Source organism: Mesobacillus jeotgali, from assembly GCF_900166585.1.
GTDB classification, from domain to species: Bacteria; Bacillota; Bacilli; order Bacillales; family Cytobacillaceae; genus Mesobacillus; species Mesobacillus jeotgali_A.
Genome location: NZ_FVZC01000007.1, coordinates 740590 through 763369, shown reverse-complemented (window position 1 = coordinate 763369; position 22780 = coordinate 740590). Strand labels below are relative to the sequence as shown.

At 43.7% G+C, this 22780-nt stretch carries 20 protein-coding genes; 6 read left to right on the top strand and 14 right to left on the bottom strand.

Annotated elements, in window-relative coordinates; genetic code table 11:
* Positions 1-89: 89 nt before the first annotated feature.
* From B5X77_RS05060 to B5X77_RS05045, 4 genes are all read right to left on the bottom strand, one after another.
* A complete protein-coding gene (locus tag B5X77_RS05060; RefSeq protein WP_079505704.1) occupies positions 90-1916 on the bottom strand; it encodes a LysM peptidoglycan-binding domain-containing protein in 1827 nt (608 codons plus the stop codon).
* A 134-nt stretch (positions 1917-2050) separates the two neighbouring features.
* On the bottom strand, positions 2051-2818 hold the full coding sequence (locus tag B5X77_RS05055) for a 3-hydroxyacyl-CoA dehydrogenase (RefSeq protein ID WP_079505702.1): 768 nt from the start codon (positions 2816-2818) through the stop codon (positions 2051-2053).
* 168 nt (positions 2819-2986) lie between these two features.
* Positions 2987-3247, bottom strand: coding sequence for a hypothetical protein (locus B5X77_RS05050; RefSeq protein ID WP_079505700.1), 261 nt, complete (start codon positions 3245-3247; stop codon positions 2987-2989).
* Positions 3237-4154, bottom strand: coding sequence for a DMT family transporter (locus B5X77_RS05045; protein ID WP_079505917.1), 918 nt, complete (start codon positions 4152-4154; stop codon positions 3237-3239). The genes B5X77_RS05050 and B5X77_RS05045 overlap by 11 nt, the downstream gene beginning before the upstream one ends.
* A gap of 279 nt (positions 4155-4433) precedes the next feature.
* Between B5X77_RS05045 and B5X77_RS05040 the strand changes: the two genes are divergently transcribed.
* Positions 4434-5303, top strand: a complete 870-nt coding sequence (locus tag B5X77_RS05040; protein WP_079505698.1) for a hypothetical protein — start codon at positions 4434-4436, stop codon at positions 5301-5303.
* 13 nt (positions 5304-5316) lie between these two features.
* Complete coding sequence (locus B5X77_RS05035) at positions 5317-7395, top strand: hypothetical protein (protein ID WP_079505696.1); 2079 nt, start codon at positions 5317-5319, stop codon at positions 7393-7395.
* Between the two features lie 51 nt (positions 7396-7446).
* On the opposite strand, the gene B5X77_RS05030 is transcribed toward B5X77_RS05035, so the two are convergent.
* From B5X77_RS05030 to nirB, 6 genes are all read right to left on the bottom strand, one after another.
* Entirely contained in the window at positions 7447-7767 is a 321-nt protein-coding gene (locus tag B5X77_RS05030; RefSeq protein WP_176167240.1) for a YciI family protein, read from the bottom strand.
* A gap of 216 nt (positions 7768-7983) precedes the next feature.
* Complete coding sequence (locus B5X77_RS05025; protein ID WP_079505692.1) at positions 7984-8610, bottom strand: NAD(P)-binding protein; 627 nt, start codon at positions 8608-8610, stop codon at positions 7984-7986.
* Positions 8611-8694: 84 nt separating this feature from the next.
* Positions 8695-9423 (bottom strand): sirohydrochlorin chelatase, encoded by a 729-nt coding sequence (locus tag B5X77_RS05020; protein ID WP_079505690.1) that lies wholly within the window; start codon positions 9421-9423, stop codon positions 8695-8697.
* A gap of 27 nt (positions 9424-9450) precedes the next feature.
* Entirely contained in the window at positions 9451-10914 is a 1464-nt protein-coding gene (gene cobA, locus B5X77_RS05015; protein ID WP_079505688.1) for a uroporphyrinogen-III C-methyltransferase, read from the bottom strand.
* Positions 10915-10961: 47 nt separating this feature from the next.
* Complete coding sequence (locus B5X77_RS05010) at positions 10962-11282, bottom strand: nitrite reductase (NAD(P)H) small subunit (RefSeq protein ID WP_176167239.1); 321 nt, start codon at positions 11280-11282, stop codon at positions 10962-10964.
* A 15-nt stretch (positions 11283-11297) separates the two neighbouring features.
* Positions 11298-13721 carry a nitrite reductase large subunit NirB gene (gene nirB / locus B5X77_RS05005; protein WP_079505684.1) on the bottom strand — a complete coding sequence of 808 codons (2424 nt, stop codon included), beginning with the start codon at positions 13719-13721 and terminating at the stop codon, positions 11298-11300.
* Between the two features lie 253 nt (positions 13722-13974).
* Between nirB and B5X77_RS05000 the strand changes: the two genes are divergently transcribed.
* Both B5X77_RS05000 and B5X77_RS04995 read left to right on the top strand, forming a co-directional pair.
* Positions 13975-14343, top strand: a complete 369-nt coding sequence (locus B5X77_RS05000) for a DUF948 domain-containing protein (protein ID WP_079505682.1) — start codon at positions 13975-13977, stop codon at positions 14341-14343.
* Positions 14344-14558: 215 nt separating this feature from the next.
* Positions 14559-16937: a M14 family zinc carboxypeptidase gene (locus B5X77_RS04995; protein ID WP_079505680.1), complete on the top strand. Its 2379-nt coding sequence runs from the start codon at positions 14559-14561 to the stop codon at positions 16935-16937.
* 35 nt (positions 16938-16972) lie between these two features.
* On the opposite strand, the gene B5X77_RS04990 is transcribed toward B5X77_RS04995, so the two are convergent.
* Both B5X77_RS04990 and B5X77_RS04985 read right to left on the bottom strand, forming a co-directional pair.
* Positions 16973-17404, bottom strand: a complete 432-nt coding sequence (locus B5X77_RS04990) for a hypothetical protein (protein ID WP_079505678.1) — start codon at positions 17402-17404, stop codon at positions 16973-16975.
* Between the two features lie 78 nt (positions 17405-17482).
* A complete protein-coding gene (locus B5X77_RS04985; RefSeq protein WP_079505676.1) occupies positions 17483-18673 on the bottom strand; it encodes a M14 family metallopeptidase in 1191 nt (396 codons plus the stop codon).
* Positions 18674-18975: 302 nt separating this feature from the next.
* Here B5X77_RS04985 and B5X77_RS04980 point away from each other — a divergent pair, with 302 nt between their 5' ends.
* Entirely contained in the window at positions 18976-21051 is a 2076-nt protein-coding gene (locus B5X77_RS04980; protein WP_079505674.1) for a carbon starvation CstA family protein, read from the top strand.
* Positions 21044-21247 carry a YbdD/YjiX family protein gene (locus B5X77_RS04975; RefSeq protein ID WP_079505672.1) on the top strand — a complete coding sequence of 68 codons (204 nt, stop codon included), beginning with the start codon at positions 21044-21046 and terminating at the stop codon, positions 21245-21247. Before B5X77_RS04980 ends, B5X77_RS04975 begins: the two co-directional genes overlap by 8 nt.
* A gap of 79 nt (positions 21248-21326) precedes the next feature.
* Here the strand turns inward: B5X77_RS04975 and B5X77_RS04970 are convergent, their stop codons facing one another.
* Together B5X77_RS04970 and B5X77_RS04965 are read right to left on the bottom strand one after the other, a co-directional pair.
* Positions 21327-22049 carry an amino acid ABC transporter ATP-binding protein gene (locus tag B5X77_RS04970; RefSeq protein ID WP_079505670.1) on the bottom strand — a complete coding sequence of 241 codons (723 nt, stop codon included), beginning with the start codon at positions 22047-22049 and terminating at the stop codon, positions 21327-21329.
* Positions 22046-22702 (bottom strand): amino acid ABC transporter permease, encoded by a 657-nt coding sequence (locus B5X77_RS04965; protein ID WP_079505668.1) that lies wholly within the window; start codon positions 22700-22702, stop codon positions 22046-22048. The genes B5X77_RS04970 and B5X77_RS04965 overlap by 4 nt, the downstream gene beginning before the upstream one ends.
* Between the last annotated feature and the right edge of the window lie 78 nt (positions 22703-22780).

The following is a 22780-nucleotide window of genomic DNA, read 5'->3' as shown; positions in this document are numbered from 1 at the left end:
TATAACATTAATTATATAATACTGCAGTGGAAAGGTACACTTTTGGCCTGCTAAAAAAACCTGCCCCAGAAAAGGAGCAGGTTACGGTTTTATTGTGGAATGGTAAGTTTCTGGCCTATATACAGGTATTTAGCCGGATCCAGATTATTTGCTTTCACGATGGCATCGATGCTTGTGCCATATTTCGAACTGATTTTCCATAGTGTGTCCCCGCTAACTACTGTATGGATGACAGGCTGGGCAGCCGGCGGTTCCGGAATTGCAGGGGAAGATGGAATGGTAAGCTTTTGTCCGATATACAAGTATTTGGCTGGGTCGAGATCATTCGCTTTTACGATTGCATCAATTGTAGTGCCGTATTTCTGGGCAATTTTCCAGAGTGTGTCTCCTGTTTGAACCGAGTGAATTACTGGCTGTGTTGCCGGTTCAGGTGCACTTGGAGCAGGCACCTTTAGTTTTTGACCGATATATAAATATTTATTTGGATCAAGATGGTTCAGTGTGACGATTTCAGAAATGGTCGTGCTGAATTTAGCTGCGATTTTCCAAAGTGTGTCGCCGCTTGCAACAGTGTAATCCATTGTGTTAGGAGCTGTTGGTTGTGCTGGTTCGGTTACAAGCTCCACGTCACTTACATTGATGGTTCCAGACACACCTTCTTTGACCAAGACCTCGTAACGGCCATTTTCAATTGTTTCTGAAATCAGTGGGAAGGTATCACCTTTTATAGCTGTATAGCCTTGCCCCATTGGATATACTGAAAGTTTCGCGGTGTCGGATATCACCCTTACTCGTTTCTCAGGCTGGAGCGGCTTGAGCTCATAGCCGCCTTCAAACCTTACTGAATCTGTAAAAGAGATATAGCCGGTGTTCGCACCTTCAATTACCATCACTCTAATGAAATAACTTCCGTTAACGGCTTTTCCGCCATTAAAGTCTGTTCCATCCCATGTAAAAGTATATGTTCCAGGCTGGAATGTTTGTGCCGTAACGACATTATTCATATGCGCACCTGCAGCATTCGCAATATAAACGGATACTTTTGCCGGCTCTGCCAATGTAATTTGGCCATTTACCGTGTCGTTAACACCGTCACCGTCCGGGCTTATAACCTCAGAGGTGAAGGCAGCATCCGTAACCACATGTTTCATTCTCCACAGCGGAATATTGTAGTCGGCATCCTTGATGGTAACCGTCCCAACTTTTTGTGCTGACTGTCTCGTGGCAGGGTAATTATAAGCTGTCTCAATATAATTGAAGTTCACATCATACGTTCCATCTGCTACAACCCGGCCAGATTTATCCGTTCCATTCCAGCTCACGGAATGGCTGCCGGGCATTAGTTTCATTTTGATGCCTGCAAAAACTTCAGCGCCGTTCTGCCAGATGCTTAGCTGCACTTCTGCGGGACGATTCAAATTGAAAGGAATTTCCATAGATTCTGATCCTCCGTATTTTGGAGAAAAAACGGATGGATTAATTGTAACCTGGTCAATCAATGGCTTTGGATTAGTCTCCGCCACTACTGTCAGTTTACCAAGCGGATAACCTTGCATCTGGTTGTAGCCTTGATCAGAAAGATATGCCTTTAATTGGTATTCTCCCGGAGGCAATGGAGCCTTCTTCGTGTCATCCCATGGCACCCAATCTACTTTATGAACTGTTTTAAAATCAGTACTGGAAAGGTTGATTTGAGTCTGGACACCATTGCCTACCGCTAGGATATGGCCGCGTGTCGGCTCACTGGTTTTAAGCTCAAAAGTAACGTAACCTGGTACACTGTTCCCCTGAAACGCAACAGTTCCTGCAGACTGGCTGAAGGATGTGACCTCCACCATTGCAGACGCGAATTGCGGGAAGGAAACCGCCGCTGCCAGGAAAAAAAGTAAAAAAAGTTTAATAAATTTAGTCGTCACTCTAGTTGTCCCCTGCTCTCTCTAAAAATATTATATTGCAAAAACATCATATTCGTTTTATTGAATTTCAACAACGCGAAATTTTTACCATAAAAAAAGCCCTTTCCTCCTCGTGAGAAAGGGCTTGCCCATAATTATTTCGGTTGCATTCTTATGGCTCCGTCAAGACGAATTGTTTCTCCATTAAGCATCACATTGGTAATAATACTTTCAGCAAGCTGGGCATATTCCTCTGGATAACCAAGCCTTTGCGGGAATGGCACCATTTTTCCTAATGAATCCCTAGCTTCAGCGGGAAGAGAATCGAACATCGGTGTGTGGAATAGCCCGGGAGCTATTGTCATTACCCTGATGCCGAATGCAGCCAGCTCACGTGCGATTGGAAGAGTCATGCCGACAACACCTCCTTTTGAAGCACTGTATGCCGCCTGCCCAATCTGTCCATCAAAAGCCGCAACGGATGCGGTATTGATGATAACCCCCCTCTCCCCGAGTTCATTTGGGTCATTTTTAGACATCTGCTCTGATGCAAGCCTGATCACATTAAAGGTTCCAATCAAGTTGATGGAGATTACCTTTGAAAACATATCCAGGGAATGGACACCTTTTCTTGAAAGCAGCTTCCCAGCAACCCCAATTCCAGCACAATTTACCACAGTATTGATTGATCCGAGTGACTCTAATGCCATCTTAATAGCATGTGTTACTTCTTCTTCATTCGTTACATCTGTTCTCACAAAAACAACCTGCTCACCAAGTTGTTGTACGAGAGCTTCACCTCGTTCCACGGACAAATCAAGAATGGCCGCCTTTCCCCCTTGCTCCACAATCCTTCTTACAGTCGCTTCCCCTAACCCCGATGCTCCCCCTGTAACAATCGCTTTCGCTTCGCTCAATTTCATCTCGCCTGACCTCCACTTTTATAAATTTGTATTTTTATAGTAAGCAAGAATCATGCCAAAGCCTTTTTGATGAAAATAAAGGAAGTATTAGAGTTTACTGTCCAAAATCAGGACAGTTATTATAAAAAATGGACAGTTATTACTTAGAGCCGTGAATTTTTTTTAATGCTATCTGAAACTAAGGGTAATTCTACTGGTTATTCTTCCTGTTTTAGATTGCCTTTTCACCGGTTGGAAAAGTTTAATCCCCATTGTCTCATGTTTAATCCCTGTTGAATCAGGTTTAATCCCTGTTTGCACGACTATATTCTCCATTGAATGTAATATATTCCCCGTTGGGCAGTAAAATCGTCTTTGAATACCAGTTTGCTGTTTTTCTATAAAAAAAGCAGAGCCGAAGCCCTGCCCTTTAAGAATATTAAGCTGCATTTCGTTTCGCCCTGTTCTTCAGCATAAGTTCCTCCAGTGCTCCTGAACCAAAGATGACACCTGCGATAATGAAAATCAGCCCGAGCAAATGGGATGATGTAATACTTTCCCCGAGGAAGATGGCAGCAAATAAGATAGAAAGGAATGTATTAAGGTTCAGGAAGATTGACGCTTCTGCAGGGCCGGTTTGGCCAATGGCGTAATTGTATAACATATGCCCGACTGCTGTTGCGAAAATCGCCGACGCGAAGAATATGCTCCAGATTCCAGCGGATGCATTGCCCAAGTTTGCCAATCCGTCTGGTTCCTTCCATAATCCAATCAGGAACAATAAGATTGATCCGATGACAAGCATATATCCAGTCAAGAGACGAGGATCTAGTGTTTTCGCTGCTTTTGATATAATAATGAAGCTTATCGCTTGTGAAACAATGGAAAGAAAAACATAAAAATCACCTATCGACATACCTGAAATTCCTGTGTTTCCCGCCATCACAGTCAGTGTAACCCCGATTCCTCCAAAGATAAATCCCAGAGTCCGGACAAATGTCAGCTTCTTTCCCAGGAATAAAATAGCCATCAATGCGGTTAACAATGGTCCCATACCAAGAATCAAGCCACCATTTACTGCCGAAGTCACTTTTAAGCCTATCCCCAGGAACAGATGGTGTCCAGTTACATTCAGGATGCTGCCGCCGATTATATAACTCCACTCTTTCCTTGATGGCAGCCGAACCTTTTTTAAGAAAAATAGAATGATAAAAACCGAGATTCCTGCAGTGAATACACGAAGCGAGGTAATTGTAATCGGCGGGAAATTCCCTACTATTACTTTAAGTGCAGTGACATTCAATCCCCATAGGAACATGACACCGGTAAGAATCACGTATATTGTTGAATTTTTCATGATGTATCCTTCTTTCATTTAAACAATTAAAGCATAATTTTCATTCTACTCCTTTTTTTTAAAAGGGCAAGAGAAAGGAATACCAATTATTTACCACCCTGAATAATAAGTACCAAAAAGAAAGGAAATTTGTATCAGTAATTTAACTAGTCATTAATTAGTCTGATAGGTTAAAAGAACGGTTTCTATTAAAATTCTTCAAAAACCGACAAAAAGAAGTTTAATTTCCGGAATGCTATTGCTGAGAGATAGAATCTAGCTTTGAAAGGAGGTGAAAGGATGCACTTCCGACAATTAATTATTACTGGCTTTCTTGCTGGAGCAGCTATGTTACTGCCTGATATGGTGTTCGCTGAAAAAGGGTCAAATTCTGGAAAGGGACAACTGCCTGTTGCGGCTGAGCAGGCTGCTGTGCCAGAAAAGGCAGCGAAAGCCAGCACTTCTGGAACACCTTCTGCACAACCTGTAGTCAAAAAACAGCCGGTGCAAAAAGAAATCGTCCAGAAGCCTGTGCAGGCTAAGCCTAAAGAAAACCTGAAAGCAACTGGGAATGCTTCATCATTCAAGAGGAATGAGAAAGCAGCACAGCCCCAAAACACTAAGGCATCAAACAAGGGCAAAGCAAATCAAGCGAAACTTAAACAGCAGCCCAGCAAAATTCAAAACAAAAAAGGATCGTTAAAATCCATACATATTGAAGATCTTTACGTAAAAGAAACTAAGCGTAGATCACCTGGTTTGGAGGAAAAGCTTGAGCCTTCCGAGGAATCTGCAGAAAAACCGTCCATTATTAAAGTATCAGGGAAGACGGAAAGCAGAAAAACGCCTCCTGCGAAAAAGGATGAAAACGATTCATCCCATAACGAGAGGTATCCTGCAGGAGACAACCTGCCGAATCCTCCTTCACGCACGAAGGCTTCAGGGGGGCCTTCCGGCGACAGGACAAGCTATGGAAACACGAACACCCTTTTTAGTGATAAATGGTTCATTTGGGATGAAACATACCATTTAAACCTCTTGCAGCCGTTTACGTCAAGAGTCACGGTTTTTCAAAGCCAGTGGGTTAATGCCCCACCTTCCCCACCACCGTTAAAAGCTCCTGCTTTTTTACCGTATACCGACGCATTTGTCACGGATAACGTTAATTAAAAGGGAGCGAATAATGAAAATGAATAACTATATTAATGGAACTAAAGTTGTGAAGTCTTTTATGCTAGCTGGAGTATTGTCAATCGGAGTACTGACTGGAGGGCACTTCACTCAAGCTGCCGGACCGGAAAAGGTAAAGGTTGAACAATCTCACAAAGTGAAACCAGCAAAAGTTCAGGTTGTTAATAAAAAGGCTAATGTACCAGCAACTCCTGCTAAGCCTGCAGTTAAGGCTCAGCCAAAGGCTGCACCAAAGGGCGAAGTAAAGGAAAAAGCATCAAAGTCACAGGCTGGCATTCATGCAAGCGAAACTGCCAAAAAGCATGCGGCACCAAATGCAGCTGTACACACAACAAATCAGCAAGCGCCTGCCGAAGAGGTGCCAACTGAGCAAGTTCCAACAGAAGAAGCAGTTACTCAGGAACCTGTAGTTGAAGAAGTTGTAGAACTTGAGCCAATCGTTACTGAGGAAACAGATGAAACTGCAGAAACTGATGCAGCTAAAGAAGAAGAGGAATCAAAGCCAAAAGCTGACACCGAAATGAAAAAGGAAGATGATGAAGATCACTCTGAAGAAGATTCTGAAGAAGATTCTGAAGAAGATTCTAAAGACATCGACCTTGATACAGATGCAACTTTAAAAACAGAAGAAGATGAAGAAAATGACTCTGATTCTGAAGAAATCGATCTTAAAAAAGATGCAACTGTGAAGACCGAAGAAGATGACGAAGAAGATCAAGAAGATACAGAAGAAAATGAATCTCCTTCTATTGCAAATAAAATGAAGTCTAACGCTTTCAACGCTAGCGATGTTGCTAAAGAGAAAGCTAACGAAAATTCAGCTGTCGCTTTGTCTGTTGAAGTAACTGAAGAAGACGTTACTGAAGAAGCTGCAACAGAAGAAGTTGTGACTGAAGAAGTTGTAACTGATGAAGAAGCTACTGAAGAAGTTGTGACTGAAGAAGACGTTACTGAAGAAGACGTTACTGAAGAAGACGTTACTGAAGAAGACGTTACTGAAGAAGACGTTACTGAAGAAGAAGCTACTGAAGAAGACGTTACTGAAGAAGACGTTACTGAAGAAGACGTTACTGAAGAAGACGTTACTGAAGAAGACGTTACTGAAGAAGACGTTACTGAAGAAGACGTTACTGAAGAAGACGTTACTGAAGAAGACGTTACTGAAGAAGAAACAAAAGTATCTCCTTCTATTGCCAACAAAATGAACTCTAAGGCTTTCAACGCGAGCGATGTTGCTAAAGAGAAAGCTAACGAAAACTCAGCTGTTGCTTTGTCTGTTGAAGTAACTGAAGAAGACGTTACTGAAGAGGAAGCTACTGAAGAAGTTGTGATTGAAGAGGAAGCTACTGAAGAAGTTGTGATTGAAGAAGAAGCTACTGAAGAAGTTGTAACTGAAGAAGAAGCTACTGAAGAAGCTACTGAAGAAGCTGTGACTGAAGAAGAAGCTACTGAAGAAGTTGTTACTGAAGAAGAAGCTACTGAAGAAGAAACAAAAGTATCTCCTTCTATTGCCAACAAAATGAACTCTAAGGCTTTCAACGCAAGCGATGTTGCTAAAGAGAAAGCTAACGAAAATTCAGCTGTTGCTTTGTCTGTTGAAGTAACTGAAGAAGCTGCTACTGAAGAAGTTACTGAGGAAGTTACTGAGGAAGCTGTAACTGACGAAACTGCTACTGAAGAGGTAACTGAGGAAGCTGTAACTGACGAAACTGCTACTGAAGAAGTTACTGAGGAAGCTGTAACTGACGAAACTGCTACTGAAGAGGTAACTGAGGAAGTTGTAACTGACGAAACTGCTACTGAAGAGGTAACTGAGGAAGTTGTAACTGACGAAACTGCTACTGAAGAAGTTACTGAGGAAGTTGTAACTGACGAAACTGCTGTTGAAGAAGAAACAGTAAACCCTTCTGCTGACAATAAAGCTGCTTCAAAGGCTAGCTTATATGCAAGTGAAGTCGCTAAGAAGTTTGCTGCTATTATTTCCGCAGTACTTGCTGTTTTTGAAAAGTCGACTGAAGAAAAGACTGAAACTGTGACTGAGGAAGTCGTTGTTGAGGTTGAAACTAAATAATCATCTATAAGAGAAAGAGACTTCCAGTCAGCTGGAGGTCTCTTTTCTCTATTAGTGGACCAGATTTCCCTTTGTTTGTGAGTCATCTATCAGCCAGTTATTTTCCTCATTGGCGACAATCAATTCATTGATATCGTATGTATTGTAATACTTTTCTTGGATGAATGGATCTTTTTCCACTAACCTGATTGCTTCATCGATACCATCGCAGTTGAGGATGATCATGGCTTGCCCGTTATTTTTAAGAGGACCGGCAATCACCATCTGTCCCGCCTTATTCAACTGCCTAAGATGTTCAATATGCCTTGCCAGCAAGCCGGAATCAAGTTCACCATGGCGTTTATCTTTGAGAAACACAACAAATTTATACATTGCCTCCCCCACTCCTTTCCCGAATTTCTTCCCATTCATTATATCATTTCCAAAATATCCCGGCAGCTTATGGAGCACTTCGTTATTAAAACTGAACATAAATGTTTTAAAAAAGCGACATAAATACCATGACTTACGCAAAATGCAACTAGTTAAGTGATCTTAAGCTGGAGATAAAAACAAAAAAAGAGGGAAGTAATTGTACGCACACGCGCTTTACTCTCCCTCCTCGCTTATCGCTTCTTCAAGAATCCTGGCAAACCTTTCTTCCCGAAAGGGGTCCTTTACGAAACTCTCGTCTGCTATTGTTCTCAGAAGCTTCCTTTTTACCGTTTCATCTTTGACAGCCTCTTTTATTTCTTTTCGGCTGGATGCCAGGAAATCTAGATAGCTCTCATATTGATCATCAAACATCTGCTCCAGCTGGCGGCAAATCTTCTTAGCCAGTACCGGACTCGCTCCAGATGTCGAGACGGCAACCGTCAATTTGCCTCTTTTCAAAACAGATGGAACCTGGAAGTCCGATTCATCCGGATCATCCACAATATTAACCAATTGATTTGGTGCTGCATCCCTTTTAACTGCCAGATTCGTCTCTCGGTCATTAGTCGCGGCAACGATGAGCAATGCCCCTTCAAGATTTTCTTTCGCATAGTGCTCAGGCCGCCAGGAAATCTGACCTGTTTCGGAAAGCCGCAGCAATTCGCTTGTTAATTCTGGACTCACTACCGTCACTTTCGCTCCGGCATCCAGTAAGCCAAAGACTTTGCGTTGAGCGACTCTGCCCCCCCCAATCACCACAACATTCCGTTCCCGCATCCGTAAATTTATAGGGTATAACATGGTTCCACTCTCCGTTTTATTTGGCTCTGTCGATTTTATTGGCAGGTGTTCACGTTTTTATTTGTGAAGATCGTATTTTTAAAATTACCTTGGTCTTGCCTCATCAACTCTTTGCAATAGCACCCCGCCTAGACGGTCATCAAAGCCAACTGGCTCGCACAGGACAATCTCCTTTTCCGGGTGTTGAATTAAGACATTCTTTACAGTTTCCTCTATTTTAGCAGTAAAACCGCCTGTATACAGAAGAAATGGTAAAATGTAAATCCTTGATGACGATTGACTGACCAGTATCTTTTCTCCATAGAATGGCTGTGTTGTTATATATGCAGTATCCACATTGGATTGAACGTCCTTCCGAACCCGCTCTGCCAGCTTCTCAAATTCATCTGCTGCAAGGGGATCTCTGCTGCCATGCCCGACTAGCAGGATGGTCTCGGAGTCCATACCTTTGAAACTGTGTTTCTTCAAGCGGTCCATCACGATTTCCAATATCTTTTCGTTTATACCAATCGGCTGGCCATAGTATATCTTTATATCTGAGTACTTTTGTCTGACCCTTTCCAGTTCTTCTGGTATATCCACACTTGCATGGATTCCCGGAAGCAGCAATACTGGAACGACGGTTATGGATGATGCTCCCTTTAAAATGCATGCCTCTACCGCTTCGAAGATGGATGGCCGCGCATTTTCAAGGAACCCATAGGAAGCATATGGACTCTTCCCTGTTGAAATCACTTTCTCGATGAACGTTACAAACACATTGTTTCCATGCTCATTTCTGCTTCCATGGCTGATGAACACTGTCGCTTCCATATCTTTCTCTCCTTTGAAACGAATCCATTATACCAAAGCCAGTTCAGATTCTTTACTGGCCAAATAATTGACCACCTCGGTTTTATCTGGAGCGGGCAACACCTTGTCAGGAATCACACCATATTTTTTTGCAGCTTCAGATGTCCTAACTCCCATACAAACAATCTTTGTCGTTTCAAGGAGCTGCCGCGGTATGATATCCTGAAGGATTCCTTCATCTATCAATGTTTTTACTGCCCTGCTGCTTGGCAATACAATTGTATTAACTGAAGCTTCCTCAAGAACTCTTTTAAAAATTGGTGTGAATTGCTCGTCAATGATTTTACGTGACGTCATAAACTTATCAGCACGAGAATCTTGATGAAAAGTATCATTGTCACCTACTATTAAAAGTCTGTCAGACAATGGCATTTTCACTTCCAATTCTGCAAAGAATCCCCTTTCATTCAATGCTTTAACTGACTTTGTTGAACAGCCGTAAAAGTTTGCTTTTACCCTTCTGATATCGATTCCTTCAGCAAAAAGGACTTCGAAAAATTCACTGACACTTTCTGGAGATGTGAAAAGGATTTGTTCGTATTCATCAGGAATTCTTTTCACCATGGCTGGGTCTGCAGGCACGGTCACCTTTTTCCATTTTGGAAATTCAATCACGTCAGCGCCCTGCACCATTAACTCCCTGGCTAGTTCACTTTCATCAGTTCCGGTTCGGGCAAGCAATATTTGTTTGCCAAACAGCGGCTTCTTTTCAAACCAATTCAATTTTTCACGAAGCGAGACGATGGCACCTACAAGGGTGATCGCAGGGTTGGTGAAATTCACTTCCTTGGCCTTAGCAGAAATATTGGAGAGAGTTCCTTCCAAAGTCTGCTGCCGGGAAAATGTCCCCCATTGGATGAGGATCACCGGGGTATCTGCCGGTTTTCCGTGTTTTATCAAATTTTCGCTGATATAGGGCAGGTTTGAGATTCCCATGTAAAAGGCTATTGTGTCGACACCCGTGGCCAGGCCTTTCCAGTCCAGTTTTGGCTGCCCATTTTCAGATTTGTCATGAGCAGTCACCACCGCGAAGGATTCGCCAAATTCGCGGTGGGTGACAGGAATTCCTGCATATAGCGGGGCAGCAATTCCGGAGGTAATTCCAGGAACTATTTCAAAAGGAAGGCCATTCTCAGCCAGGGCTGCTGCTTCTTCGCCTACACGTCCAAACACGCCTGGATCGCCGCCCTTAAGGCGGACAACGATTTTTCCCTCAAGTACTTTTGAAACAAGAAGGTCGTTGATCATTTCCTGGCGAAGAACGTGGCGATCTGGCAGCTTGCCGCAGTAAATCAGCTCGCAATTGGCAGGTGCATAATCCAGCAGTTTCGGATTGGCAAGCCTGTCATATAAAATGACCTGTGCCTTCTTGATGGCTTCCAATCCTTTAACTGTAATCAACTGTACGTCTCCAGGCCCTGCACCGACTAAATAAGCTCTTCCTTTTTCCATTGTGTTCCCGCCCTTTCAGTGATTGAGAGTGAGTTCCCTCTCATGTTCTAAAGCTGTAAATATACCTCGTTTTCGATGACTTCCACTTCATATCTTTTGACTTCCCCTGTATCTGGTGACTGTACTTTCCCGTCATCGAGCGAAATCTTCAGGTCATAGACTGGACAATATATAAACTTTCCGCTTACAAGCGCATCTGCCAGTGTTCCTCCTTTACGGTGGGGACTTCGGTTTTCGACAGCCTTTACTTCCCCATTTGATATCCTGAACAATACGATGTTCTCACTATTTACTATGACTGCCTGCCCTGTCCCAACAGGCAGGGAATCATAGTCAGCAACTTTGACTCTCACTTTTGTTGTTTGCATCTTCAGCCAGCCTCCCTATTGAACCGTCACACTGCGGACTTGATAGTACTTTTCTTTTATTCCGTTATCCTCGATCGCTTCCTGCCATGGCTCGTTATATCGTTCCAATGTCTTGTCCAATCTTTCATTTAACTGCTTTCTCATGTCTTCATCTGCCAGCACTTCTTTGACATGTTCAACTCCCATCCTTTCAAGCCAAGGTGCAGTTCTTTCAAGATAGGCAGCTGTTTCACGGTAGTACTGGAGATAGGCTCCTGTTATTTCCATTGCCTCTTCTTTTGTTTGAACTGTATCAAGCAGGTCAGCAGCCCTCAGGTCAGTACCGCCATTACCGCCAATATAAATTTCCCAGCCGCCATCGACACCGATAAAACCAATGTCCTTGATTCCTGATTCTGCACAGTTCCTTGGGCAAGCAGACACTCCCATCTTGACCTTATGCGGTGTATCGAGGCGCTCAAACTTTTTCTCGAGCTCGATTCCAAGTCCCATTGAATCCTGCGTGCCAAAACGGCAGAATTTTTCGCCTACGCAGGTTTTTACAGTACGCAATGTTTTTCCGTACGCATAACCTGATGGCATCCCCAAATCTTCCCACATTGCCGGAAGATCCTCTTTGTGGACACCGAATAGTCCAATCCTCTGTCCGCCTGTCAGTTTTACCAAAGGCACGTCGTACTTCTCAGCAATCTCAGCAATTTTCTTCAAATCTGCAGCAGAAGTCACTCCGCCATACATTCTTGGCACGACAGAATATGTTCCATCCTTCTGGATATTCGCATGCATCTTCTCGTTGACCAGCCTTGAGTCACGTTCATCCTTATAGCCGTCATAATGAACCATACCAAGGTAATAGTTGATGGCCGGACGGCATTTCGAACATCCTTCCTCCTGGGACCAGCCGAGCACATTCATGACTTCCCTGACATTGGTCAAGCCTTTTGCCCTGATTTCTGCCACTACTTCATCTTTGCTTAAAGTTGTGCATCCGCAAATACCTGCTTTTTTCGCTGAAGTATCATACTGATCACCTAGAGTGTAGGCAAGGATATCCGATATGAGTGACTTACATCTTCCGCAAGAACGGCCGGCATTTGTACAGCCCCCTACTTCATCAACGGTAGTGAGTTCATTGGTCCGAATCGCGTCAACAATCGTTCCTTTTGTAACACCATTACAGCCGCAGACAAGCTCGTCATCGGCCATCGCCGCGACATCGCCTGCTTCCCCGCCGCTGCAGCAGCCGCTTGCTTCTAAGATCGATACGCTTGTCATGCCGCTGATGTCTTCTCTTTTCGTCAGCATCCTGAACAAGCGGTTACTGTCCTTGGTATCGCCATAAAGCACAATCCCAGCAATTCGGTTATCACGAATGACAATTTTTTTATAAATTCCGTCAAACTCATTGTGGACCTTGATTGATTTCGTTCCTTCGTCATCCCCGATTTCTCCTGCAGAGTATAAATCACAGCCTGATACCTTAAGCTGAGTTCCGCAAATCGTCCCTTCATAAGGTTTCGTTGGGACCCCGGCGAGGTTGGCTGCAAGTATCTTCCCCTGTTCATACAGCGGTGCGACGAGGCCATAGACGATTTCTCTATGTTCCGCACATTCTCCAACAGCATAAATATTCGGCACATCTGTCTCCATAAAGTCATTGACGACAATTCCTCTGTTAACAAAAATGCCGTTATCTTTGGCCAGGTGGATATTAGGGCGGATTCCGACAGCCATGACGACAAGGTCTGCCTGGATTTCGGTCCCGTCTGAAAATCTGAGTCCTGTTACTCTTTCATCTCCTAAAATTTCCGCTGTCTGTTTTTCAAGCAAGAAATTCATTCCTTGCGCTTCCAATTCTTTTCTCAGCATGCCAGAGGATGTTTCGTCAAGCTGCCTTTCCATCAGGAATGGCATCAAATGGACAACATCGACTTCCATTCCCAAATTCAGCAGGCCTCTTGCAGCTTCCAGGCCTAAAAGACCCCCTCCAATTACAGCCGCCTTTTTATACCGCCTAGAATCTTTGATCATCATTTCACAATCGTTGATGTCACGAAAACCGACTACACCATTTTTATCAGATCCGGGTACAGGCAGAATGAACGAACTAGATCCTGTAGCAATGATCAGGTCGTCGTAATCTACTTTCCTCCCTTGATCGGAAATGACTTGTTTCTTATCCTTATCAATCTCTACTGCTTCTTCACCTGCATACAGCTGAATTCCATTATTCTTGTACCAGTCCCAATCATTCATGATAATGTCTTCAATCGTCTTATCTCCCTGCAGGACTGTAGATAACATAATTCTATTGTAATTAGGATGAGGTTCATTCCCAAAAATAGTGATATCGAAGCCATCTGGCTGGAGCTTAAGCAGTTCCTCGATTGTCCTGACTCCTGCCATTCCATTTCCTATCATGACTAGTTTCTTCTTCATCTCGTTTGCCCTCCTATATTCTCAATCCGGAGTATTCATTAATGATATTTCCTCTATGCTTAAATTGTATTGTTAAAAAGGGTTCTTGTTTGTGAAGTTCGTCACACTTTATATCTTGTATGTGCATAATTTCACAAATACTTCAAAATTAACAATTTTAGGCTCTCCTTAAATTTCTGTTATTCTTTCACAGAATTAGGGTAATCAATATGTAAATGCTTTTTCATTCGTGATTAGAAAGGAGGCTCCTTATATGATCATAGTTTATCTCAGTTTGGCCGTAATTGTGGCTGCCCTGGCGTATCTAGGATATGTTGCTTTTAAAACATATAAAGATGCCAAGCCAACAATTGACAGCCTTCAGGAGACAGCAACCCGCGTTCAAAATAAAACAACTGCAGTGAAAGAAGAAACTGATTCATTAAAGTTTAAACAGCAGAAGCTGATGACTGATTTTGAAAAGAAAAAGAAAGCTGTAAATACTGTTGTCTTTTCGGTAAAACAGACACCGGTTGAATTCAAGAATGCCCTGGTTGCAAAGCCAGTCGCCGAACTTGAACAAAAGTATAAAGCAAGAAAGTGGAACCGTGAACGTCGTAAACGCAACATGCAGCCACAATAAAAACAGGGCCTCTAGCCCTGTTTTTATTTTCCCCCTCAAAGTGACTATTCTCCTATATCATTTTACCGATTTATTTCCCAACATTAAAAAAGTTCAGGAACCATCAGGGTTTTGTTACCGGAACCTTTATTTAGGAATTTTGTACGATTGCCGAAATAATATTTAATAAATATTATGTATAAATATACAAATACTTTTTTTCGGAGGATATATTAATGAAGCATAAAAAAATAATTTCTGGTATAGTCGCTGCAAGTTTGCTAGCCTCATCTCCCTGGACGCCGGCGCTTGCTGAGTCTTTAAAATGGAATTATGTGAATACATACGAAGAACAGGATGGAAGTCTTTTCAATAGTGAAAACTATGATTTTATGAAGTTCTCAGAAATTGGAGGAAAGCTTTCTGAAATAGCAAAACAATCAAACAGGGTCAAGGTTGAAGTGAAAGGCCAGTCATCAACAGGACAACCTCTCTATGTCGTGACAATCGCTTCCCCGGATTCCCAGGGCAAGTTCGGTAAAATCCAGGCCTTAAGAAAGCAGATGTTCAAGAATCCTGACAAGGCACAGGACTGGATTGCAAACAATCCAGACTTCAAGGTCCCTGTCATGATCAATGGATCGATTCATGGAACTGAGTTCGTCGGCAGTGATGCTGTCATGCAGCTGATTGAGCGATTTGCACTTAGTAATGACGACACCACGAAAGAAATTCTCGAGAATAATATTTTGATTTTCAATGTCGTCCAGAATCCTGATGGCCGCATTGATGCTACCCGTTTCAATGGAGAAGGAATCGATTTGAACCGTGACTTCATTACTCAGTCACAGCCGGAAACCCAGGAAACCGTTGCACTCATTAAGGAGTGGAATCCGATGGTCTTCCTTGATACACATGGCTATGTAAAAAATTATGCTCCTAACAAGCAGGGCCTTATCGAGCCATGTACTGTTCCGCATAATCCTAACTATGAATACGACCTTTATCAAAAGTGGGCAATGGATCAGGCTAGAGCAATGGAAGCAGAAATTATGTCTGACAAGCAAAGCTTCACAGGCAGCCTGTACCAATCGATGGAAGGAACCTACATTCCTCAGCGTGACGACGCGGAAGGCTGGGATGATTATCCGCCAATCTTTACGCCAATGTATGCAATGTACCACGGTGCATATGGCCATACACTTGAAGCGCCTACGAATGACCTTGACGGCGTTCGCTGGATGTATGATGCCATCATGGGTGCACTGAAAAATGCAACTGATAACAAGCAGGAAATGATCACGGATCAAATTGAGATGTTCAAACGAGGCATCAATTTTGACCACCCCTTCCATGAAGAAGGCTTCTTCCCGACTGCCTATGTTTTGCCTGTTGATCCAGAAGATCCAACGGTAACACAAAAGGCGGTTAACCATCTGCAGAAAAACGATATTGAAGTGGTCCAGGCCTCGAAAGCTTTCACGGCAGACGGAAAGTCTTACCCTAAAGGCACATACCTCGTTAAAATGGACCAGTCAAAAGCCGGCCTTGCTAATACAATGCTGTGGGATGGCGAGGACATCACGGAAGATGTTGATGCGATGTATGATATTTCAGCATGGAGCCTGCCGGAACTTTGGGGCTTCGAGGCAATCGCTGTCCAAAGTGATTTCGATGTAACAGCGACTAAAGTGAACCAGGTGCAGAACCAGGGCACTATCGGCGGCAAAGGGCCATTCCTGATTCCAAACAGCTCAGTGAATGCTGTTCAGCTGGTAAATACTCTGCTACAGCAAGGAGTCAACGTTAAGCGTGACCAGGAAGGCAATTTTTACACAGAAGCGGCCGCGAACACAATTTCAGCAGCCGTTAAACAGTCAGGACTGAAAATTGAATCAGCTAAGGTACCAGCTGATGCGATTGAAGTTGTAAACATGAAGGTTGCCATTTTGAAGGATGGCGGCATGAATAAAGCACAATCACACTCGGGTACAAAACTGGCACTTAAACGCCTGGGCTTCAACGTCACTGAAGTAACTCCAGCAGAGGTTGCAGTGAAAGGTCTTTCTAGCTTTGACGTATTTGTTTACAGCGGAACAGAAGGTTTAATTGCCAAAACTCAGTCACGCGCTGGCAATAAAGAGTTCGGGTTCCAGAATCCTGAGCAGTTCGACAGCTTCAAAGCTAATGTAGAAGAATTTTTAAATAATGGCGGAAAATATATCGCAGTCGGTGCTGGTGCATCCAATGCTGCGAAGACATTAGGTCTCACTGATAACACAGTGGTTGTCGGCGACTACAACAGCAACGGCATCGCTAAGGTTGATTACACAGGAGAAGGTGCAGCTGCCGGCTACAGCGAAGACGATTTAGGCTTTGTTTACCGCCCTGTCTGGTATGAAAGTACAGCTGGCGATGAGGTTTCTGCAACATTTGACAACAACTCAGACTTCTTTGTTGCCGGACACTGGAAAAACAATACAGATGCACAGGGGAAGGCAGTCATTGTGAAAGAACAGGATAAGGACGTTACGCTTATTGGTCTCGAAGCAGGATTCCGCGACCATACTGACTATCTCTTCCGATTACTTTCCAACAGCATTTTTGAAAAATAAGCATTTTAAAAGCATCGGGTGTCTGCCCGATGCTTTTATTTAATTGAGGTATAGTATTTTTCCAATAGGAGATAATCTTTCGTCTTCTGGATTTCGACATTATTAGCAAGGGCAAACGCTTCAAGCTCGCTGATCAGCTGTTCGCTGTAAAAGTAGGCAACACCAAAGTTGAAGCCTCTCCTCACCTTTACCACAGCATTCTTCGTCGCCCAGCCAATCCGGCCGAACTTAATTTTTTTGATCTTCTCTGGCGTGAGAATTTTTCGGTAAACCGTGACTTTAAAAAGTTTAATTTTATATTCAAGTTGATTTGATGCAATCGTTAACTGGACTTCATGTAATATAATCACCAGCGCAGCAAAGGTGAATGGAAGCTTTATGAACCAGTTAAAATTAGGCACGATGATCGCACTCATGAAAAGGATTGCATACAAAATATTCTTGGACATTTTTCCTGAATAGGTCAATGAACTCTTCCCCCCCACTATTTCATTTTACTATATACATCCAATTCAAAGAGACCACCTTTTCAGGTGATCTCCTTTTCACATGTATAGTCCAGCCAGGAAAATCCCGAGAGCTTTCTCATAGATCTCATCAAACTGGGACAGCGGTAGCGGGTTGATTCCGAATCCGAGCTCGACCGTGAATCCCGGCCGGCGCCAGTCCTGGATGAACCAGTCTTTGTATCCGGCATAGCTTTCGATTGTTTTTACCGGCTGATAGCCGCTTACCCTTGCGAATTCGTTGACCAGTGTCTCTGATTCTGGCGGCTCGAGATTCTCAAAGCCCCAGTAGATGACCTCGCCCTGGGTGTGGAAGGCCAGGACCCTGGCAAAATCACGTCTTCTTGTCAATTCTGCCATAGCAATCGCTTCAGGCTCAGACAATGGCTTTTCACCGACATAATCCCTTGGGCCTGGCTGACTCGGATTCCTTTCTTTTTCAAGTTCCCATTTTGCTGGGAACTGATCATTCAAGTCCACCCCTCTTATGTTCGCTTTCCACCCCGAGAAATCAAGGCTCCCTTTATTTAATTCTACTACTCTATCATTCCATGGCTTCTCCTCAGGAGGACCATTAAGAACTAGGTCGACACCATCAGGATTGACCATTGGGACAATCGATAAGGTCGTTTGGGCGTAAAGGTTCTGCATTGACATTCCGCGTATCGGGGACTGGTTCGTCAGCGCCAGTAAGTAGTCATTCAGGAATGTCATGATGACCGGTGTGGTGATCCATTCATTCGCATGGAAGGAACCATTGTAGTGAACCCGTTTGCTGCCTTTCCCAAGTAAAGCTTCCGGTATCCTTTTCCCTAATACTGAGTTGCCGATTGACGGCACTCTTATAAACGGATATACATTTTCCAATCGTCTCAAATCGCTCATCAGTGACTCAAAATCGTAATTTTTTTTGCCCTGGACAATCCGCCAGGTCACCCTTAATGGCACTTTGATCATCTGGCCGATATACAATCCATTCGGATTGATATTGCGATTGGCCAGCAGCAGTGCATCCACCTGGATATTTCTGCTGCGGGCAATCTGCCAGAGTGTATCGCCTGCCCGGATCCTATAATCCACAGCGGCGAAACCGGGAATCTTAACAGTACGCCCTACAGCAAGTGCGTCCGGATCCAATTCAGGATTAGAATCTATGATTAACTGGAGCGGGATGTTGAAAAGGTTGCTGAAATACCAAAACGAATCTCCTCTTCTCACGTATATATCCATAGCGCGCCTCCTGTTCATTCAAAGTTGCATCTATAAATATGTATATGAATGGCTTTGGATTCTATTTCAGAAGTTGCAAATTCGGATTATTTTTTCAAAAAGATTTTGACATTCCACATTGAAAACTGGTCATTTCCCACTTTTTTAAAGTAAAGCGAAACCATTTATACTTTTTTTGATAAAAAAACGATATAAAATGCAAATCTCACTTCAAAAAAACGAATCTGAATAGATTTTCTTATTTAAAAATTTTGAATTTTACAATATAATTTGGACATATCAAAGAAAAGGTGGGAAGAAAGTTGAAAGCAATTAAATCAATCATTATCTGGGGTCTTGTGTCCGCTCTCGGTGCAGCCGGCTTTGCCGTTATGGCACTGAACAGCGGAGAAAGCGTAAACGCGATCTGGCTATTGACAGCGGCAGTGAGTGTTTATGCCATTGCATACCGTTTTTACAGCCGATTCATGGCAAGGAAGGTCTTTGAGCTTGATGACAACAGGAAAACTCCCGCAGAAATCAATAATGATGGAAAAGACTATGTTCCGACAAATAAGTGGGTTCTCTTTGGGCACCACTTTGCGGCAATTGCCGGGGCAGGTCCGCTTGTAGGTCCAATCCTTGCAGCCCAGATGGGTTATTTGCCGGGAACAATCTGGATTGTTGTTGGGGTTGTTTTAGCCGGAGCAGTCCAGGATTTCATCATCCTTTTTGGTTCAATGCGCCGCAACGGTAAATCACTTGGTGAAATGATCAAGGATGAGATGGGAAAAGTAACAGGATTTATTGCAATGATCGGAATACTTGGTATTATGATTATTTTATTGGCAGTATTAGCATTGGTCGTTGTAAAAGCGCTTACTGGAAGTCCATGGGGAATGTTCACAATCGCGGCAACTATACCTATCGCTGTGTTCATGGGATTCTATATGAGATATATCCGCCCGGGCCGTGTTGGTGAAGCGTCAGCAATTGGAGTCGTCTTGCTGCTTTTATCGATTATGTTTGGACAGAACGTTGCGGAAAATCCAACTCTGGCAGCTATGTTTACTTTTAAAGGTGAAACAATTGCCATCATGATGATTATCTACGGTTTTATTGCTTCCGTTTTGCCTGTTTGGATGCTGCTAGCTCCTCGTGATTATTTGAGTACATTCCTTAAGATAGGTACGATTGTAGGACTTGCACTCGGTATTATCATTGTAGCACCGGACCTCGCAATGCCAGGAGTGACACAATTTGTCGATGGAACTGGCCCGGTATTTGCCGGCAATATGTTCCCTTTCTTATTTATTACTATTGCCTGTGGTGCTGTTTCCGGATTCCATGCCCTTGTATCATCCGGTACAACACCTAAAATGATCGAGACTGAATCACATGCACAGCCAATCGGTTACGGAGCGATGCTGACTGAATCATTTGTCGCTGTCATGGCAATGATTGCAGCTTCTGTCCTGACACCAGGAATTTACTTTGCCATCAACAGCCCTCCTGCAGTGATTGGTACAGATGTAGTCCAGGCTGCACAAACTGTTTCCAGCTGGGGCTTTACAATAACACCTGATGATATCACAAACATCGCAAATGATGTGGGTGAAGAGAGCGTACTTTCCAGAACGGGCGGAGCGCCTACTCTTGCAATCGGAATGGCTGTAATCTTCTCAAAGGTTATTGGCGGTAAAGCCTTGATGGCTTTCTGGTACCATTTCGCGATTCTTTTTGAAGCATTATTCATTTTGACGACGATTGATGCAGGAACACGGGTTGGCCGGTTTATGATCCAGGACATCATCGGCACTGCCTATAAACCATTCGCCAGGACAGATGCTTTAATTCCAAATATAATTGCTACCACCCTTTGTGTGTTGGGATGGGGTTATTTCTTATACCAGGGAGTCATCGATCCTCTGGGCGGCATCAATACCCTCTGGCCGCTGTTTGGAATCGCCAACCAGATGCTCGCAGCAATAGCCCTGTTACTCGGGACAACTGTTCTTTACAAGATGGGCAAAAAAGCATATGTGTGGGTTACACTTCTTCCAACTACCTGGATCTTGATTGTGACAATGACAGCCGGCTGGCAGAAGCTGTTCCATGAAAATCCGAAAATTGGATTCATTGCACACTCTAAAGTGTTTAAAGAGGCACTGGATAACGGGAAAGTTCTGGCACCTGCAACCTCCACTGGCCAAATGAAACAAGTATTGCTCAATGATTATATAGATGCTGGTTTAACAGCATTTTTCATGCTTGTCGTCATCACCGTATTAATTTCCGCAATCCGGATTTGGGTGAAGGTTTTGACAAACCAGAAATATGACCTCCACGAGGAGCCGTATATCCCTCGGAATGAAGGAGACTTGAAGCATTATGCTTAATAGATTTAAAAGCATGCTGCAATACAGAAAACAATTTATCAGCCTTCTGGTAGGAGTGCCAAGCTACGAAAAATATGTTGACCACATGGCCCTCCATCATCCGGATGAACCTGTGAAATCCAGAAAAGAGTTCTTCTGTGAAGCACAGGAGGCAAGATACAGCGGAAAAGGCGGAAAAGTTTCGCGTTGCTGCTGATTATAACGCCAAAAGCCTGCATCATGACGATGCAGGCTTTTTTACATGATTTAGTTTATCTATCTATTAACTAATTGAATTACAAGACCTTGCTCAGAAATGCCTTCGTCCGGTCATGCTGAGGGTTTTCGAAGATTTCCATAGGCTGGTTCTCTTCTATGATCTGTCCGCCGTCCATGAAGATGACTCTATCACCGACTTCCCTTGCGAACCCCATTTCATGGGTCACGACAACCATTGTCATTCCTTCCCTTGCCAGCTGCTTAATGACTTCGAGGACTTCTCCGACCATTTCAGGGTCGAGAGCTGAGGTGGGTTCATCGAAGAGCATGATTTTCGGTTCCATGGCAAGCGCCCGGGCGATGGCCACACGCTGCTTTTGCCCTCCTGATAGTGAGTCTGGATATGCATCGGCTTTTTCGCCAAGTCCCACTTTATTCAGCAGCTCTATTCCTTTGGAACGTGCTTGCTCTTCTGAAACTCCACGCACCTTGCGTGGTGCCAGCATGATATTCTCGATTACCGTCTTATGCGGAAACAGATTAAAATGCTGGAACACCATCCCGACCTCCTCACGAACCTTGTTGATATTGGTTCCCTTGCCTGTAATATCGGCCCCTTCAATCAGCACTTGTCCCCCAGTGATGGTTTCGAGCAAATTAATACAGCGGAGGAAGGTAGATTTTCCCGAACCAGATGGTCCAATGACTACAACTACCTCCTGAGGCTGGACCGTCACATTTATCCCTTTCAACACCTGGTGGCTGCCAAATGATTTTTCCAAATCAGTAACTGTAATCATTCCGTTTTCAGCCTTCTTTCAAGGAGATTTAATAAAAAGCTAAGGGAAAGTGTCAGGATGAGATAAATTACTGCTGCGGTGAGATACGGTTCCCAAACCCTATAATATTGTCCTGCCATCGCTCTTCCCCAATACATGATTTCAGGTGTTGCCACAATTGCCGCCAGTGAAGATTCCTTAATCAATACGATGAATTCATTTCCAAGGGGGGGAATCATCCGTTTGAATGCCTGGGGCAGAATGACATACCTCATTGCCTGTACGTGAGTCATACCAAGCGAGCGTGCAGCTTCCATTTGTCCGCGGTCGATTGATTGGATGCCGGCACGGAAAATCTCGGCGATATATGCCGCAGCATTCAGCGAAAGGGCGATAATCGTCGCGGCAATCCCGTTTGTTTCCCCTAAAAACATAGGGACTACTCCGAAATGTATCAGCAGGATCTGTACAAATAGCGGAGTACCGCGAAAGAAAGTGATATACCAGACAAAAGGCCACGAAAGCAGTTTCCTGCGCTGCATCTTCCCCAGTCCAATGAACAACCCGAGAATCGTCCCAATTAAAATTCCTGCCAATGAGAGCCCAATGGTCAACAGTGTCCCTTTTAGCAGATAAGGAGAGTATTCGAAAATAATATCAAAACGAAAATTCATAGCTTGCCCCCCTAGCCTCATGTTTTGGAACGGATTTTTCTCAGGCTGTCCCAACCTGCCTTACAAAAAGATGCGTAA

Excerpts from the sequence above, each read along its gene's own strand:
- B5X77_RS05055 (WP_079505702.1), bottom strand. The coding sequence starts at position 2,818 with ATGAAATTGAGCGAAGCGAAAGCGATTGTTACAGGGGGAGCATCGGGG.
- B5X77_RS05050 (WP_079505700.1), bottom strand. The coding sequence starts at position 3,247 with ATGCAGCTTAATATTCTTAAAGGGCAGGGCTTCGGCTCTGCTTTTTTT.
- B5X77_RS05045 (WP_079505917.1), bottom strand. The coding sequence starts at position 4,154 with ATGAAAAATTCAACAATATACGTGATTCTTACCGGTGTCATGTTCCTA.
- B5X77_RS05040 (WP_079505698.1), top strand. The coding sequence starts at position 4,434 with ATGCACTTCCGACAATTAATTATTACTGGCTTTCTTGCTGGAGCAGCT.
- B5X77_RS05035 (WP_079505696.1), top strand. The coding sequence starts at position 5,317 with ATGAAAATGAATAACTATATTAATGGAACTAAAGTTGTGAAGTCTTTT.
- B5X77_RS05030 (WP_176167240.1), bottom strand. The coding sequence starts at position 7,767 with ATGTATAAATTTGTTGTGTTTCTCAAAGATAAACGCCATGGTGAACTT.
- B5X77_RS05025 (WP_079505692.1), bottom strand. The coding sequence starts at position 8,610 with ATGTTATACCCTATAAATTTACGGATGCGGGAACGGAATGTTGTGGTG.
- B5X77_RS05020 (WP_079505690.1), bottom strand. The coding sequence starts at position 9,423 with ATGGAAGCGACAGTGTTCATCAGCCATGGAAGCAGAAATGAGCATGGA.
- cobA (WP_079505688.1), bottom strand. The coding sequence starts at position 10,914 with ATGGAAAAAGGAAGAGCTTATTTAGTCGGTGCAGGGCCTGGAGACGTA.
- B5X77_RS05010 (WP_176167239.1), bottom strand. The coding sequence starts at position 11,282 with ATGCAAACAACAAAAGTGAGAGTCAAAGTTGCTGACTATGATTCCCTG.
- nirB (WP_079505684.1), bottom strand. The coding sequence starts at position 13,721 with ATGAAGAAGAAACTAGTCATGATAGGAAATGGAATGGCAGGAGTCAGG.
- B5X77_RS05000 (WP_079505682.1), top strand. The coding sequence starts at position 13,975 with ATGATCATAGTTTATCTCAGTTTGGCCGTAATTGTGGCTGCCCTGGCG.
- B5X77_RS04995 (WP_079505680.1), top strand. The coding sequence starts at position 14,559 with ATGAAGCATAAAAAAATAATTTCTGGTATAGTCGCTGCAAGTTTGCTA.
- B5X77_RS04985 (WP_079505676.1), bottom strand. The coding sequence starts at position 18,673 with ATGGATATATACGTGAGAAGAGGAGATTCGTTTTGGTATTTCAGCAAC.
- B5X77_RS04975 (WP_079505672.1), top strand. The coding sequence starts at position 21,044 with ATGCTTAATAGATTTAAAAGCATGCTGCAATACAGAAAACAATTTATC.
- B5X77_RS04970 (WP_079505670.1), bottom strand. The coding sequence starts at position 22,049 with ATGATTACAGTTACTGATTTGGAAAAATCATTTGGCAGCCACCAGGTG.
- B5X77_RS04965 (WP_079505668.1), bottom strand. The coding sequence starts at position 22,702 with ATGAATTTTCGTTTTGATATTATTTTCGAATACTCTCCTTATCTGCTA.